Here is a 15567-nt window from a genome sequence, read left to right as displayed (position 1 = left end):
CGCTGCGCGCGTCGGCCCGGGGAATCCCGGCGGCACGCGGTGACCGGGTTAGCGTCGACCGGCATGCGACCGTGGGAGCCCGGGAGGTGTCGCGATGCCGGCCGCCGGACCTCGCACCGACGCGCCACCTTGGCCGATCGTCATCGGACTCTCCCTCGCCTTCACGGTCACGGTCGTCGATCCGCTGGTGCTCAGCCTGAACATGCCGCAGGTCACGCGGGCTCTGAGCGTCCCGCCGCAGGTCGTAGGACTGCTGGGCGGAGCGGCGACGCTGGTGATGGCCGCCTCCGTCCTTGCCGCGGGCAGGGTCGGGGACGCCGTGGGGCTCAAGCGGCTGCTCATGCTGGGGCTGGCCCTCGTCACGGTCGTCGACGTGCTGTCCGTACTCTCGCCTTCCACCGGCTTCCTGCTGGGGATGCGCTTCCTGGTAGGGCTGGGGATGACCGCGCTGCTGGGAGTGCCGCTCGCCCTCCTGAAGGCGTCCGTGGCGCCGGAGAGGCGGCCGGTGGCCATCGGTGTGCTGATGGCCGTCTACGTGGTCGTGTGCGGGGTCGTTCCCCCCTTCACCGGCTGGGCCGTCACTGCCGCCGGATGGCGGGTCGTCTTCCTGATGACCCCGCTGCTGTGCCTGGTCTCCTTCTGGTTGGTCGCCCGGTACGTCCCTGAGCCGCCCGTTCAGCGGGGCCGTCGCCTCGACGCGGTCGGTGTCACCCTGATCGGGATGACACTGCTGGCCCTCGTCGTGGGCCTCGCCGCGGCGCAGAACGGCGTCGCCCGGCCCGCGACCTGGGCACCCCTGGTGACCGGCGCGGTCCTCGTCGCGCTCTTCGTGGTACACGCCCGCCGCGCTCCCGAGCCCGCGCTGGACCTGGCGCTGTTCCGCCGCGCACCGTTCACCGTCGCCCTGGCGGCGACCCTCACGCTGAACTTCCTGATCGCCGGGCTCGGTATCGTCCTGGGGCAGTTCGGCACCGTGGTGCTGTCGCTGTCCCCCGAGTCCATCGGCCTGCTGTACCTGCCCGGCACCGTGCTGATCGCGGGCGCGGTGATCCTCGCCGGGCGCCTGGTCGGCACGTACACCCCGCGGCCGGTGATGGTCACCGGTCTGCTGGTGATGGCGGCCGGCGGACTGCTGATGGCGGGCACCGTCAGCCCCACGATGGCGGTGTGGCTGCTCGTGCCGGCCATCTGGCTGTGCAACCTCGGGGCGGTGGTCACGTCCGCGGCGGTGTCCGAAACGGTGCTCGCCCAGGCGCCGCACGGGCGATCCGGCACGGTGGCGTCGGTCCAGATGGCCTTCGCGGTGACCGGCGCCGCGATGGGGCCCACCGTGTATCTCCTGTTCCTCGGTCTCTTCTTCCGGCGGCAGTGGCTGGCGGACGCGGAGTCACGCGGGCTGTCGGCGACCCGGGCCGAGCGGGCCGTGGACGCCGTGCGCAGCGGGATGGCCCAGAGCCCGGGCAGCTCCGTGTACGACCCGAACCTGCTCCGTCAGGCCTCGGGGCTGGAACTCGGGCCGGACTTCGCCGACGGACTGCGGCTCACCATGCTGGTCGTCAGCATCCTGCCGCTCGTCGTGGCGGTGGCGGCCTTCCTGCTGATGCCCCGCCGCAAGGAACCCAGGACAGCGTAGGTTCCCCTCGGGGAATTCTGCTTTCGTGCACGGGCCGACCCGCAAGTGGTGCACCGGCCCCGCCACTCCTAGAGTGAAAACGCAGCCGTTTGCCGGGGCCATCGGGCTACCACCGCCTCGCGTCGGGAAGCACCTTCAGGACCATGACACCTCATCTGTCACCTTCCGCCCCGAGTCGCACTCTGACCGCCCGGCCGGAATACGACGTGGTCGTGCGTGAGTACACCCTCACGGACACTCCCGCCGGCCTGCGCTACCGCGTGGAAGTGGGCCCCCTCACCTTTTCGTCCAGCATCTCCTACACGTCCGTCCCGGCGTGGTCCGACGTCTTCGCCGTCATGCCCTCACGGCAGAACGCCCTACGGCTGGTCAGCGCCCTGATCGCATGGGATGCCATGCGGTTTCTCGCGCTGGGAGGTGAGCGTCTCGTCCTGCCCCCCGGCCTTCCCTGCGACGCCGTCGTCAGTGCGCCGTGGCGCCGCTGTTTCCTGAACCAGTTCGGTGAGTGGCGTTACCGCAACGGCATCCGTTACCGCGGCAGCGCGCCGGAACTGGTGGCGGCCCCGGGTGTGCCCGTGGAGGAGGTGCGCGGGGGAGGCGGTACGTCGCACACCGGAGGCCGCGCACTGCTGACCAACGGCGGCGGCAAGGACACCCTGGCCGGAATGATGATTCTCGGCAGGAGCGGGATCGATCACGACGTGTACGAGGCCTACCTGCCCGTCGGTGGTGACCACGGACTGCAGCGGCACCTGCTGGAGAACCTGCGGGCGGGCGCGGAGGCGCGGCGCACCGAGGTGGTCCGCGTATACGTGCACGACGACTTCTACGGCAGGCCGGCGGCCGAATTCACCGACGCCGGTGTGACGGCGGATCATTACCGGACCGACTTCGCGGTCGGGCACACGGCCGGCTACGTCGGATACATGCCGGTCCTCCTGCACGGCGGCTACGACCGCGTCTGGTTCAACATCGAGCGATCCGCGGACGACCCTCGTGTCCTGTGGGAGGGTGAGGAGATCAGTCATCAGTGGTGCAAGAGCGGGGAGTACCAGTCGATAGCGTCGTCCCTTTTTGCGGAACTCACCGGCTGTGACTGGTTCAAGGGCTTCGATTCCACGCTGCGAGGTCTTTACGACCACGCGATCTACCGTATAGTCGCCACTCGGCCCGACCTGCTCCTCCGCACGCATTCGTGCAACTACGGAAAACCCTGGTGCGGCCGATGCCCCAAGTGCTGCTTCTGCTACCTCATGACCACCGCTTTCCTGGGTGAGGATTACGCGCGGAGGCTGCTGGGCACGGAAGAAAGTGCACTGGCGGATCCGCGCAACCTTCCGGTATGGGAATCCCTCATGGATTCGTCCCGGGTGGCCTGGGAATGTGTACCGTCTCATGAGGAGGTCCTGACCGCGGTGGACCAGTGCCTCACGCGGGGTGTCGACCACCCGGTACTCCGCCGGTACGCGCCCGGACGCGCGGCGGCGGACCGGCTCCGCCGCCGCTTCCTCGGCATCGACTGGCCCCGCGTGCCCGCTCCGATAGCGGCGGCTGTGCGTGACCTGGCGTCGGGTCCCGTCCCCACCCCGTGGGCGCGGTGACAGCCGTCGGGCTGCCTTCTCCGGTTTCCTCCCGGTGCGTCCGCATCCGGTCATCGGTCCGGCCCGCCGTGGTCGTCGGACGACGCCTTCGGGCGACGGCTCGTCCCTCGACGACAAGGGGCTCGCGCTTCTGGCAGCCTGAGGATCTTCGTCTCGTGCTCATTGCCAGGAGGTACTCATGAAGCGTCTGGTCACGGTGGTCACCGGTGGGAGCCGGGGGATCGGGGCCGCGACCTGTCTGCGGCTCGCGGCGCAGGGGCACGACGTGGTGGTGGACTACGCCCGCGACCGCGCCGCCGCCGAGGCGGTGGCGGAGGGGGTGCGGGCGGCCGGGGCGCGGGCCGTGACCGTGCGCGCGGACACGTCCGTCGAGGCGGAGGTCGAGCGGCTCTTCGAGGTGGCGGAGCGGGAACTCGGTCCGGTGTCGGGGCTGGTCAACAACGCGGCGGTGACGGGACCGCTCGGGCGGTTGACCGAGGCCGACACGGGCGCCCTGCGGCGGGTCGTCGACGTCAACCTGATGGGGACGCTGCTGTGTGCGCGACGGGCCGCGCAGCTCATGGTCCCCCGGGGCGAGGGCGTGATCGTGAACATCTCCTCGGGCGCCGCCACGCTGGGAAGTCCGAACGAGTACGTGCACTACGCGGCGACCAAGGCCGCCGTCGACGCGCTGACCGTGGGACTGGCCAAGGAGCTCGGTCCGGACGGCATCCGCGTCAACGCGGTCGCTCCCGGCGTGATCGACACGGAGATGCACGCCGCCATGGGCGCCCCCGACCGTGCGCGGCAGGTCGCCGGTGCCGTTCCGCTGCGGCGGGCGGGGCAGGCCGAGGAGATCGCGGCGGCCGTGGCGTGGCTGATGTCGCCGGACGCCTCGTATACCACGGGGGCGGTGCTGCGGGTCGCGGGCGGACGCTGAGGCGTGACGGCGGGGGCGGGGGTGATCAGGCCGCTTCGACGACCCGGCTGCGGATCGCCGCCGCCCACTCGACCACGAGCAGTTCGTACTCCGCGCGTTCCTGGGCGGACAGGGAGCCACCCGCGCGCAGCCACAGGGCGCGGATCTGCTCGTTGATTTCGGCGGCGGACCGCACGGAACCAGGGGTCGTTAAATCGGGGGACATGCCGACCAGCCTAGGGCCATGGACTGACGGTGCGCTACCGGACGGCTACGCAACCCGTATGTTCTCGGTCACGTGCCCCGGTCACGTCCCGAACGGGACTCAGCCGGCCGACTCCGCCGCGTGCGGGCTGAGCGCACCCGTGGCGACCAGGAAGATGATCACCACGCCGAGGGCGATGCGGTACCAGACGAACGGCATGAAGCTCTTGGTCGAGATGAACTTCATGAACCAGGCGATCACCGCGTAGCCGGTCGCGAAGGCGATGACCGTGGCGAAGAGCGTGGGACCCCAGGAGACGTGCCCGCCCTCCGCCGCGTCCTTCAGTTCGAACAGACCGGAGGCCAGGACCGCGGGGATGGCGAGCAGGAAGGAGTAGCGGGCCGCGGCCTCGCGCCGGTAGCCCATGAACAGGCCGCCGCTGATGGTGGCGCCGGAGCGGGAGACGCCCGGGATCAGGGCCATGGCCTGGCAGACGCCGTAGATCAGGCCGTCCCTGACGGTCAGGTCCCCGAGTTCCTTGCGCCGTTTGGCCACCCGGTGCCGGCCGCCGCTCTCGTCCCGCGCGGCGAGGCGGTCGGCGACGCCGAGCACGACGCCCATGCCGATCAGCATCGCCGCGGTGAGCCGCAGATCGCGGAACGGCCCCTCGATCTGGTCCTTGAGGGTCACCCCGAGCACACCGATGGGGATCGAGCCGACGATGACCAGCCAGCCCATGCGCGCGTCCTGGTCCCGGCGCATCTCCTTGTCCGTGAGGGAGCGGCTCCAGGCCGACAGGATCCGCCCGATGTCCTTGCGGAAGTAGATCAGCACCGCCGCCTCCGTGCCGATCTGGGTGATCGCGGTGAAGGCCGCACCCGGGTCCTCCCAGCCGGAGAAGGCCGCGGTCAGCCGCAGGTGCGCACTGGAGGAGACGGGCAGGAACTCGGTCAGCCCCTGGACGAGTCCGAGGATGAGGGATTCAAACCAAGACATGAGGTAGCGGAGTCCAAGTGCCGATCGTGGGACGGACGAAGGGCGCACCGCACCGCCGTGTGCGGTGATCGATGAACAGGCGCGCCGAGGGGGAAGCGTAGCGCCCCAAGATGAACCCGCCGCACAGGGGCTTTGCGGTCCGCCGCCCCGGAGGGCTCAGGCCGCCGCCGGGCCGCCCACCGTCCACCCCGGGGCCTGCGGGTGCGGCGTCAGCTCCGCGTGCCGCGCCTCGTCGCCGCAGGCCCGGCAGGTGACGACCGGGACGAACTCGTCGCCGCAGCTGTGCTCGAGCACCATCGGCAGGTCGCCGCCCGGGCGCAGATGGCGGTCGCCCCACTCCTTGAGGAGCAGCAGCACGGGCTCCAGGTCCAGGCCCGCCCGGGTGGGCCGGTACTCGAAGCGCTGGGGGCGTTCGCTGTAGGGGACCTTGGTCAGGATCCCGGCGTCGACGAGTCGTCGCAGCCGCGCGGCCAGGATGTCGCGCGGCGCGCCGATGTTGCGCACGAGCTGGTCGAAACGGCCGTTGCCGAGGCACACCTCGCGCAGGACGAGCAGCGAGTACTTCTCGCCGACGAGCGCGAGCGCGTCGGCGATCGAGCAGGGGCGCGGTTCCTTGGGGGCGGCCATGGGGGCGAGTCTACGTGAGGTTTGCTTTTCCAACTTACCCGGTTATGGTGAGTCCGGATTTCCTACTCACCGGTACGTCGTTCCCGACCCGCCCCCGGTACCGCCCGGGCGGCCAAGGAGGCCCGCACCATGCGTGACGCAGTCGTCGTCGAAGCCGTACGCACCCCCATCGGCAAGGGCAAGCCGCACGGTGCCCTCGCGCACGTCCATCCCGTCGAACTCCTCGCCCACACCCTGCGCACCCTCGTCGAGCGCTCCGGTGTGGACCCCGCGCTGATCGACGACGTCATCGGCGGCACCGTCGACCAGGTCGGCGAGCAGGCTATGAACACCACCCGCTACGCCGCCCTCTCCGCCGGTCTGCCGGAGTCCGTCCCGGCCACCACCGTCGACCGCCAGTGCGGCTCCTCGCAACAGGCCGTGCACTTCGCGGCCCAGGGGGTCCTCGCGGGCGCCTACGACCTCGTCGTCGCCTGCGGTGTGGAGTCCATGAGCCGGGTGCCGATGTGGTCCAACGTGCCCGAGGGCAAGGACCCCTTCGGCCCCGGAGTCGCCGGGCGCTACCCGGAGGGGCTCGTCCCGCAGGGCATCAGCGCCGAGCTCATCGCCGCCAAGTGGTCGATCACCCGTGAGCAGATGGACGCCTTCGCCGTCTCCTCGCACCACAGGGCCGCCGCTGCCTGGGACGCCGGACTGTTCGACGCCGAGGTCGCGCCCCTGGACGGCGTCACCCGCGACGAGTGCGTACGGCCGGACACGACGGCCGACGTCCTGGCCGGCCTCCGCCCCGCCTACCACGACCCGGTCTTCGCCGAGCGCTTCCCGCAGATCGAGTGGAACGTCACGGCCGGCAACGCCAGCCCCGTCAACGACGGCGCCTCCGCCGTCCTCATCACCTCGGGCGAGACCGCCGCGCGGCTCGGCCTGCGTCCGCTGGCGCGGCTGCACAGCTTCGCCGTCACCGGCTCGGACCCGCTGCTGATGCTCACCGGTGTCGTCCCGGCCACCGAGAAGGTGCTGCGCCGGGCCGGTCTCGGGCTCGACGACATCGACCTGTTCGAGGTCAACGAGGCGTTCTCCAGTGTGGTCCTGGCCTGGCAGCAGGAAACCGGCGCCGACCTGGGCAAGGTCAACGTCCACGGCGGCGCCGTCGCCCTCGGCCACCCGCTCGGTGCCAGCGGCACCCGGCTCACGACGACCCTGGTCCACGCGATGCGCGAGCGCGGCGCCCGCTACGCCCTGCAGACCATGTGCGAGGCGGGCGGACTGGCCAACGCCATGGTGCTCGAGAGCGTCTGACGCCCCGGCGGCCGGCTCACCGCCCGCGCAGCTTGTGCCGCTTGCGCCACGCCACGGCGGCGCCCGCCAGGCCCGGCACCGCGATGCAGGCCAGCGCGATCAGGAAGGCCGGGGACGTCGGCGTCGAGGCGCGGGCGCCGGCCACCACGTAGGCGGCGGTGTTCGGGACCGAACCGAGCGCCGTCGCCAGCAGGAACGGCAGCAGGCCCATCCGGGAGACGGCGGCACAGTAGTTCGAGGCGGCGAAGGGGATGCCGGGAAACAGCCGGGCCGCCAGCATCGAGCGGAAGCCGTGCCGGCTGAGCTGGTCGTCCGCCGCCTTCAGCCAGCGCCCACGCAGCAGCGGACGCAGCGCCTCCTGGCCGAGCGCCCGCCCCAGACAGAAGGCCAGCCCGGCGCCCAGCACCGTACCGCCCAGCGCGGCGGCCAGGCCCAGCTGGGAGGCGAACAGCGCCCCCGCGGCGAGGTTCAGCAGCGGGCGCGGCACGAACGCCACCGTGCAGACCCCGTAGGCCACCGCGTACGCCAGGACCGCCGCGGCGCCGCCCAGCCGGTCCGGCCAGCCGTCCGTCAGCAGCCGCTGCGGTTCGAGGACCAGCATCGCCGACGCCGCGGAGGCGAGCAGCACGACGAGCAGCGACAGCCGCGACCACGGCGACAGCAGCACTCTCGCGCACCGGGCGGCGAAACCCGTGGCGGGCGCGAGAGTGGGAGCGGCCGTGGGGACGGCGACCGCGAGGTCGTTTGCGGCGGCCCGGGGAGAGACCGCGGCGGTGCCCCCAGAGCGGGTGGTGGCATCGAGCATCCGGTGACACTAACCGACACATGTCTGTGATCGCCGTAGTGTTCGTCTCATGCGCGTCACAGGAGCCGGCCCGGCGGCCGGGACACCACGTGCACCGGACAGCCCGTCGGCCGACACGGTGATCGAGCGGCTCACCGCCGCCTACGGGGCGGCGGCCGATCCGGAGCGGGCAGCGGCCATGCGGGCGTACATGAAGGACGTCGCCCCCTTCCTGGGGCTGGCCACGCCCGTCCGCCGTGCCCTGTCCCGCACCGTCGTGGCGGGGGTGCCCCGGCCCGGCGAGGGCGACTGCACCGCCGTCGCCCTGCGCTGCTGGGACCTGCCCGAGCGCGAGTACCAGTACTTCGCCGTCGACTACCTGCGCCGCCACGTACGGCACTGCACCTCCGGCTTCCTGCCCGTCGTACGGCACCTCGTCACCACCGTCCCGTGGTGGGACACCGTCGACCCGCTCGCCGCGCACGTGGCCGGTGCCCTGGTCGCCGCCGACCCGGGGCTCGCGGCCGACATGGACGAGTGGATCACGGACGACCACATGTGGCTCGTCCGCGCCGCCCTGCTCCACCAGCTGCGCTTCAAGGAGCGCACCGACAGCGAACGCCTCTTCGGCTACTGCCTGCGCCAGTCCGGGCACCCGGACTTCTTCGTCCGCAAGGCCATCGGCTGGTGCCTGCGCGAGTACGCCAGGACCGACCCGGACGCCGTACGCGCCTTCCTGGCGCGTGAGCGGGGACGCCTCGCGCCGCTGTCGGTGCGGGAGGCGCTGAGGAACATCGGCGCGTAGCGGCCGGACGCCGCCCGCGAAAACCGTTCGACGCGGGGGCGGGCCGTCGGTGATGATCGACGCCATGTTCCGGTACGCCTTCCACCTCGCAGCATCCGCGGTCGCGGATGCCCCGAAGGCTGCCGTTCCCGCTCTCCTCGCCGCAGTCGACGGCGCCCGAAGCTGACCCTCCCCGGATCGTCCGGCGGACCCCCCAGGGGGAGGGTCGGCCAGGTCCCTGGGGTCCCCGTCCCGGCCGCGCGCCGATCCGCCGCGCCCCGGGCCGTCACGCGTCACCACCGAGAGACTTCGAGGTACCGCCATGTCCAAGACGGCGTACGTCCGCACCAAACCGCATCTGAACATCGGCACGATGGGCCACGTCGACCACGGCAAGACCACCCTGACCGCCGCCATCACCAAGGTCCTCGCCGAGCGCGGCTCCGCCGGCTACGTGCCGTTCGACCGCATCGACCGGGCCCCGGAGGAGGCCGCCCGCGGCATCACCATCAACATCGCGCACGTCGAGTACGAGACCGACACCCGGCACTACGCGCACGTCGACATGCCCGGTCACGCCGACTACGTCAAGAACATGGTCACCGGTGCCGCGCAGCTCGACGGGGCGATCCTCGTCGTCTCCGCGCTGGACGGGATCATGCCGCAGACCGCCGAGCACGTCCTGCTCGCCCGCCAGGTGGGCGTCGACCACATCGTCGTCGCCCTCAACAAGGCCGACGCGGGGGACGAGGAGCTGACCGACCTGGTCGAGCTGGAGGTCCGCGACCTGCTCTCCGCGCACGGCTACGGCGGTGAGTCGGTCCCCGTCGTACGGGTGTCCGGACTGAAGGCGCTCGAGGGCGACCCGCGCTGGACGGCGTCGATCGACGCACTGCTCGACGCGGTGGACACATACGTGCCCATGCCCGAGCGGTACCTGGACGCGCCGTTCCTGCTGCCGGTGGAGAACGTGCTCACGATCACCGGCCGGGGAACCGTCGTGACCGGTGCGGTGGAGCGCGGCACGGTCCGCGTCGGCGACCGGGTCGAGGTGCTCGGCGCCGGCGTGGAGACCGTGGTGACCGGTCTGGAGACCTTCGGCAAGCCCATGCAGGAGGCGCAGGCGGGGGACAACGTGGCACTGCTGCTGCGCGGGGTGCCGCGCGACGCGGTACGGCGCGGGCACGTGGTGGCCGCGCCGGGCAGCGTGGTGCCGAGCCGACGGTTCACGGCGCGGGTGTACGTGCTGTCCGCCCGTGAGGGCGGCCGGACGACACCCGTGTCGACCGGGTACCGGCCGCAGTTCTACATCCGCACGGCGGACGTGGTGGGCGACGTCGACCTCGGCGATGCGGCGGTCGCCCTGCCCGGGGACACGGTCACCCTGACCGTGGAGCTGGGGCGCGAGGTGCCGCTGGAGCCCGGGCTCGGCTTCGCCGTCCGCGAGGGCGGCCGCACCGTGGGGGCGGGGACCGTGACCGCCGTCGGATAGGGACGGCGTCCGCCCGCGCGGGGGACCGCCGGCCGGCCCGGCGGCCGGCGGTCCCCCGCGCCCCGGAGGCACCGGCCCACCCGCACAATGAGGGGGTGAACGAAGCCGTACCCGTCAGCCGCGTCACCGACCGCGGCACCGCCAAGCTCATGCCGGACGTGGACCGGGAGCGGGCCTGGCTGCTGACCGTCGACGGGGCACCGCAGTCGTACGTCGACCTGGAGGAGCCGACGCACCTGGAGTTCGAGTACGCCCGGCGGCTCGGGCACCTGCTGGACGTCCTCGCCGAACCGGGCGCCCCGCTGGACGCCCTGCACCTCGGCGGCGGCGCGCTGACCCTGCCCCGCTACCTGGCCGCCACCCGGCCGGGCTCCCGGCAGCACGTCGTGGAGTTCGACGGGGGGCTGCTGGAACTGGTCGCCGAGCACCTGCCGCTCCCCGCTGGGGCCGATGTCACCCTGCACGCGGCGGACGCCCGGGCGTGGCTCGAGGCGGCCCCCGACGACAGCGCGGACGTCCTGGTCGCCGACGTCTTCGGTGGCTCCCGGGTGCCGGCGCACCTGACTTCCGTCGGCTACGTCCGCGAGGCCGCGCGCGTCCTGCGGTCCGACGGGGTCTACCTGGCCAACCTCGCCGACGCGGCCCCGTTCGCCTTCCTGCGGTCCCAGCTCGCCACCCTCGCCACGCGGTTCGGGGAACTGGCGCTGATCGCCGAGCCCGGGGTGCTGCGCGGCCGCCGGTTCGGCAACGCGGTGCTGGCCGCCGCCCACCGCCCCCTGGACATCACGCGGCTGTCCCGCGCCACCGCCGCCGACGCCTTCCCGGCCCGGGTGGAACACGGCCCGGCGCTGCGGGACTTCACGGGCGGCGCGCGCCCGGTGCGGGACGAGGACGCCGTGCCCTCACCGGAGCCGCCCGCGGGGGCGTTCGGCATCGGCTGACCCACGGCCCGCGCCGGCACGGCGGTTGCGGCGGAACGTACCGCGGCTCAGTCCCGCGGCACCGTCCCGAGGTCACCGGTACGGCTCCCGGCACCGGCCGGCGCGGGAACCGTGCCGGTGACGTGGCGGGAACGGCGGCGCAGGTCGCGCACGTCCGGGACGCACAGGACCGCCGCCGTGACGACCACGACCAGCGCGGCGCAGCCCCACAGTGCCTCCGGGCGGCCGAACGCGGTCTCCGCCGGGCCCGCCAGCGCCATCGCCGCCGGCACCAGCGCGACCGAGCCGAACCAGTCGTAGGCGGAGACCCGGGACAGCTTCTCCTCCGGGATCTCCTGGTGCAGCGCGGTCATCCAGGACACGCCGAACACCTCCACGGACACGCCGGTCACGAACATCACCGCGCACAGCACCCCGGCCGGCACCGGAACGGCCAGCGCCGCTGACGGCAGGGCCAACGGGAACACGCACAGGGTGCCGACCAGCAGCAGACGCCGCGGCTGCCAGCGGGTCATCAGCAGCGCGCCGACGACCGTGCCCCCGCCGAAGAAGGCCAGCGCCACGCCCCACGGCGCGGCACCGCCCAGGTGGTCGCGGGCGACGAGCGGCCCGTAGACCGCGTCGGCGGCGCCGACGACCGCGTTGGCGACCGAGAACTGCACGACGATGCCCCACAGCCACGGCCGGCCGGCGAACTCCCGCCAGCCGTCCCTCAAGTCGGAGAGCAGGCCGTTCCCCTGAGCGCGCGGTGGTATGTGCTTCACGTCGAGGAACGCCCGCAGTGCCGCCGCGACCGCGAAGGCCGCCGCGTCCGCCGCCAGCACCCAGCCGGGTCCGATCGCGGCGACCATCGCGCCGCCGAGCGCGGCACCGCCGAGGGTCGCCCCGTGCATCGCCATGCGGAACACGGCGAACGCCCGGCCGGCCTGTTCGCCGTCGACCGAGGACAGCAGCATGCCCTCGGCGGCCGGGTTGAAGAACGCCTGACCGGTGCCGCCGAGCGCGCTGAGGAGCATCATCTGCCACAGCCGTGCCTCGCCCCCCAGCACGAGCGCCGCGAACGCGGCCTGCGAGACACAGTTCAGGACGTTGGCCGCGACCATCACCCGGTGCCGCGGCAGCCGGTCCGCGACGGCACCGCCGATCAGCAGGAACAGCACCAGCGGCAGGGTGCGGGCGGCGGCGACCAGACCCACGTCGCCGCCGTCGCCGCCCGTGCCCAGCACGGCGAACGCGGCGGCGATCAGCGCGCCATGACTGCCCAGGTTGGTCACCACGGCGGCGGCGGTCAGCAGGGAGTAGTTGCGGTCGGCCCAGACGGGACGGCGACGGAGGGCGGAGGTCGGCACCCCGTGACTATCCACGGGCGGGGGCCGACTTGCCAAATGGATTGCCGGCCCCCCTGCCTGCTACGACCCCGTCGGTGCCTCCTCGGTCAGGCGCACCGTGCTGAGGATCTTCTGCACGGTCGCCTCCGGGATCTCCTCGTCGACCTTCGCGGCCCCGTACAGGTTCCAGGTGACGAAGTCACCGGCGCCGTTCTTGAACGCGAAGGTGATCGCCTTGCCCTCGCTGTCGCACTTGCCCTTCTGCGGCGTGTTCTCCGAGTGCGCCGTCGCCACGTGGCCCTTGATGCCCGACGTCGTGGTGTACGCCTTCGGCGCGTCGAACTTCACGCTCTTCTTGTCGGGCTGTGTGTAGCCGCCGAAGATCCACCACGGCACCCGGGTCTCGGCCGCCTCCTTGGTGGTCTTGGCGCCGTTCTCACCGCGCGTTCCTGCGGTGGCGAGGGCGGTGTCCTCCTCGCGGCCGTCCTTCTCGTCGTCGCTGGTGCACCACTTGGACTTCAGGTACGCCGGGGCGGTGACGGTGGTCCGGCCCATCTCACCGTCCTTCTCCTCCCACTCGAAGCCCACGCTGGTGCCCGGCGTCTCGATCTCCCAGTCGCCGGGGACGTCGAACTTGGTGCCGAAGCGTGTGTTGACCACGACCTGCCAGCCCGGAATGGTCGCCTTCTCCCCGTCCCCGCCCCGCGGGTTGTTTCCCGAGGCGGAGGCGCTCGGCTCCGCGGAGGTGTCCTTGGAGGCGGTCGCGCTTGGCTTGGCGTCCTTCTTGCCGTCGGCCTCGTCGTCCTTGTCACCGCCGAGCACCAGGAACCCGGTGACGCCCGCCGCCACCACCACGGCCGTCGCCGCCACGACGGCCACCAGCTTGGTCCGGTTCCCGCCGCCCCCGCCCTGCGGCGGCTGGGGCGTGCCGACCGTGGACGAATCGCTCCACTGCGGCTGCTGGTACGGGTTCGGCTGCTGGTAGCCGGGCTGCTGGTACGGATTCGGCTGTTGGTATCCCGGCTGCTGGTACGGATTGTTCGACTGCGGGTTCTGCTCGCCCCCGGGCGGCTGCTGTCCTGGCCACATGGGCAGCAACCCTAGCCGCGCCCGGGACACGATTGGGTCACCGCCCTTTGACAGGGACGTAGCAACTCCGGCGCGGCCACCGGGAGGGCCCCGTACTACTCATGGGTAACGTGCGGTCATGAGCGCAGACCGGATGTCCGTCGGCGAGATGCTCGCCGCCACGGTGCCCATGGCCCGTACCCTCAACCTGCGGTTCCTGGAGACCACGCCCGAGCGTGCCGTGGTGGCCCTTCCGGACCAGGGCGACTACCACAACCACGTGGGCGGCCCGCACGCCGGCGCCCTGTTCACCCTCGGCGAGTCCGCGAGCGGCGCGATCGTGCTCTCCGCGTTCGGGGACCAGCTGCCCCGCGCCGTGCCGCTGGCCGTCCGCGCGGACATCGCCTACCGGAAGCCGGCGATGGGCCCGGTCACCGCCACCGCCACCCTCGGCCGCCCGGCCGCCGAGGTCGTGGCCGAACTGGACGCGGGCCGCCGGCCCGAGTTCCCCGTCTCGATCGCCATCCACCGCGAGGACGGCGCGGTCGCCGGCGAGATGACCGTGGTGTGGACCCTGCGTCCGCACGGCTGACCGCCTCACTCCTGCGCGGTGGAGCGGGGTTTCCGGCCCGCGTCGACCCCGCCGCCCCCTCCGGCCGCTCCGGCCTCCTCTCGTTTCCTCTCGTTTCCTCGCGGGCCTTTCGGCGTCGGGCCGGGACCTGCGGCCCTGTTGCGGGGACCGGCGTCCGGGCGACACTCGTGGTGATCACCAGACACCAGGAGGTCCCCACCATGACCCGCACCATCACAGTCGGACTCGACGGCTCCGCCGAGAGCAGGGCCGCCGCCGAGTGGGCGGCCCGTGAAGCGGTGCTACGCGATCTGCCGCTGAGGCTGCTCCACGTCCGGCGGCCCGACCCGGGGCCCGTGGCCGAGCCCTCGCCGCAGGCGGCCGGTTCGCGGGTGGACTGGAGCGAGCAGATGCTGCGCAGGACCGCCGAGGGCCTGCGCCTGCGCCACCCCGGTGTCCAGGTCACCCACGAGCGGATCGACGGCATGCCGTACGAGGTGCTGACCGAAGCGGCGGAGGACGCCGAACTGCTGGTGCTCGGCTCCCGGGGCCTCGGCGGCCTCGGCGGGTTCCTGGTGGGCTCGGTCGGATTCGTCGTCGTCGCCCACGCCGAGCAGCCCGTGGTCCTCGTCCGGGCCGGCGCGCAGGCCGCCGACGAGCACGAACCGGACCCCGCCGGCATCCCGTCCGCCGCCACGCACTACCGGCCCGTGCTCCTCGGCCTGGACGCGGACCGGCCCCACGCGTCGGTCATCGAGTTCGCCTTCGCGGAGGCGGCGCGGCGGGCCACCACCTTGCGGGTCGTCCACGGCTGGGCGCTGCCCCCGTACTACGTCTACGGCCTCGCGGCCGCCCCGGAGGCCTACCACGACGTGTCCCAGGAGGAAGCCGGCAAGCTGACCCAGGTGCTCGCCCCCTGGCGTGAGAAGTTCCCGCAGGTGGAGGTCGTCGAGGAGTCCTTCGGCGGCAGCCCGTCCATCCGCCTGGTCGAGGCCTCCGCGGAGTCCTCGCTCGTGGTCGTGGGACGGCGGGCCCGCCGCAACCCGCTCGGCGCGCACATCGGTTCCGTCGCGCACGCGGTCATGCACCACGGCACCGCACCGGTCGCCGTCGTCGCACACGACTGAGGGCGACGAAAGCGGGCCGGCCCCTCGGGCCGGCCCGAGCCCGCTCGCGACGGGTGCCGAGTTCCGCCACGCCACGTACCGGCGCGCGCATTGCGCCACATGGCGCCGTCCGGCCGCGCGAGGGGCATCGAAGCCCGGGAAACTGGTACCCCGCTCCCGAACCCGCACGGAGCGCCGCCCTCGGCCCCTCCGCCCGCCGACACCGCCCGGCCC

Annotated in this window: 15 protein-coding genes; 9 read left to right on the top strand and 6 right to left on the bottom strand. The window is 72.7% G+C overall.

From position 1 onward, the window contains the following. Positions 1-94: 94 nt before the first annotated feature. The 3 genes from BU52_RS17160 (at position 95) to BU52_RS17150 (ending at position 4153) form a co-directional block, all read left to right on the top strand. A complete protein-coding gene (locus BU52_RS17160) occupies positions 95-1633 on the top strand; it encodes an MFS transporter (RefSeq protein ID WP_037935067.1) in 1539 nt (512 codons plus the stop codon). A gap of 212 nt (positions 1634-1845) precedes the next feature. Further along, positions 1846-3234, top strand: coding sequence for a hypothetical protein (locus BU52_RS17155; protein ID WP_157847889.1), 1389 nt, complete (start codon positions 1846-1848; stop codon positions 3232-3234). 178 nt (positions 3235-3412) lie between these two features. Then, positions 3413-4153 (top strand): SDR family NAD(P)-dependent oxidoreductase, encoded by a 741-nt coding sequence (locus BU52_RS17150; RefSeq protein ID WP_037935062.1) that lies wholly within the window; start codon positions 3413-3415, stop codon positions 4151-4153. 25 nt (positions 4154-4178) lie between these two features. Here the strand turns inward: BU52_RS17150 and BU52_RS33710 are convergent, their stop codons facing one another. The 3 genes from BU52_RS33710 to BU52_RS17140 all read right to left on the bottom strand — a co-directional run bounded on the left by BU52_RS33710 (position 4179) and on the right by BU52_RS17140 (position 5960). Beyond that, complete coding sequence (locus BU52_RS33710; RefSeq protein WP_078903290.1) at positions 4179-4358, bottom strand: hypothetical protein; 180 nt, start codon at positions 4356-4358, stop codon at positions 4179-4181. A 99-nt stretch (positions 4359-4457) separates the two neighbouring features. Then, positions 4458-5333, bottom strand: coding sequence for an undecaprenyl-diphosphate phosphatase (locus tag BU52_RS17145; RefSeq protein ID WP_037935060.1), 876 nt, complete (start codon positions 5331-5333; stop codon positions 4458-4460). A 156-nt stretch (positions 5334-5489) separates the two neighbouring features. Continuing rightward, complete coding sequence (locus BU52_RS17140; RefSeq protein ID WP_037935057.1) at positions 5490-5960, bottom strand: winged helix-turn-helix transcriptional regulator; 471 nt, start codon at positions 5958-5960, stop codon at positions 5490-5492. Positions 5961-6089: 129 nt separating this feature from the next. Between BU52_RS17140 and BU52_RS17135 the strand changes: the two genes are divergently transcribed. Beyond that, entirely contained in the window at positions 6090-7259 is a 1170-nt protein-coding gene (locus BU52_RS17135; protein ID WP_037935054.1) for a thiolase family protein, read from the top strand. A gap of 16 nt (positions 7260-7275) precedes the next feature. On the opposite strand, the gene BU52_RS17130 is transcribed toward BU52_RS17135, so the two are convergent. Continuing rightward, positions 7276-8064, bottom strand: a complete 789-nt coding sequence (locus BU52_RS17130; protein WP_037935051.1) for a TVP38/TMEM64 family protein — start codon at positions 8062-8064, stop codon at positions 7276-7278. A 49-nt stretch (positions 8065-8113) separates the two neighbouring features. On the opposite strand from BU52_RS17130, the gene BU52_RS17125 reads away from it, so the two are divergent. From BU52_RS17125 to BU52_RS17115, 3 genes are all read left to right on the top strand, one after another. Then, positions 8114-8848 carry a DNA alkylation repair protein gene (locus BU52_RS17125; protein WP_037935048.1) on the top strand — a complete coding sequence of 245 codons (735 nt, stop codon included), beginning with the start codon at positions 8114-8116 and terminating at the stop codon, positions 8846-8848. 301 nt (positions 8849-9149) lie between these two features. After that, entirely contained in the window at positions 9150-10319 is a 1170-nt protein-coding gene (tuf, locus tag BU52_RS17120; RefSeq protein ID WP_037935045.1) for an elongation factor Tu, read from the top strand. Between the two features lie 95 nt (positions 10320-10414). Continuing rightward, positions 10415-11260 carry a spermidine synthase gene (locus BU52_RS17115; RefSeq protein WP_037935041.1) on the top strand — a complete coding sequence of 282 codons (846 nt, stop codon included), beginning with the start codon at positions 10415-10417 and terminating at the stop codon, positions 11258-11260. Between the two features lie 47 nt (positions 11261-11307). Here BU52_RS17115 and BU52_RS17110 read toward each other — a convergent pair whose 3' ends face one another. Together BU52_RS17110 and BU52_RS17105 are read right to left on the bottom strand one after the other, a co-directional pair. Continuing rightward, positions 11308-12609, bottom strand: a complete 1302-nt coding sequence (locus BU52_RS17110) for an MFS transporter (RefSeq protein WP_037935038.1) — start codon at positions 12607-12609, stop codon at positions 11308-11310. A 60-nt stretch (positions 12610-12669) separates the two neighbouring features. Continuing rightward, a complete protein-coding gene (locus BU52_RS17105) occupies positions 12670-13677 on the bottom strand; it encodes a hypothetical protein (RefSeq protein ID WP_037935035.1) in 1008 nt (335 codons plus the stop codon). Positions 13678-13810: 133 nt separating this feature from the next. Between BU52_RS17105 and BU52_RS17100 the strand changes: the two genes are divergently transcribed. Together BU52_RS17100 and BU52_RS17095 are read left to right on the top strand one after the other, a co-directional pair. Further along, positions 13811-14248, top strand: coding sequence for a DUF4442 domain-containing protein (locus BU52_RS17100; protein ID WP_037935032.1), 438 nt, complete (start codon positions 13811-13813; stop codon positions 14246-14248). Between the two features lie 200 nt (positions 14249-14448). Further along, the gene (locus BU52_RS17095) at positions 14449-15354 is read left to right on the top strand and encodes a universal stress protein (RefSeq protein ID WP_037935029.1); all 906 of its coding nucleotides are present in this window, start codon (positions 14449-14451) and stop codon (positions 15352-15354) included. Positions 15355-15567 lie beyond the last annotated feature (213 nt).

It is taken from the genome of Streptomyces toyocaensis, assembly GCF_000725125.1.
Taxonomy (GTDB): Bacteria; Actinomycetota; Actinomycetes; order Streptomycetales; family Streptomycetaceae; genus Streptomyces; species Streptomyces toyocaensis.
Note: the sequence above shows the minus strand (reverse complement) of the source record. Positions and strands in the feature narration are given on the sequence as shown.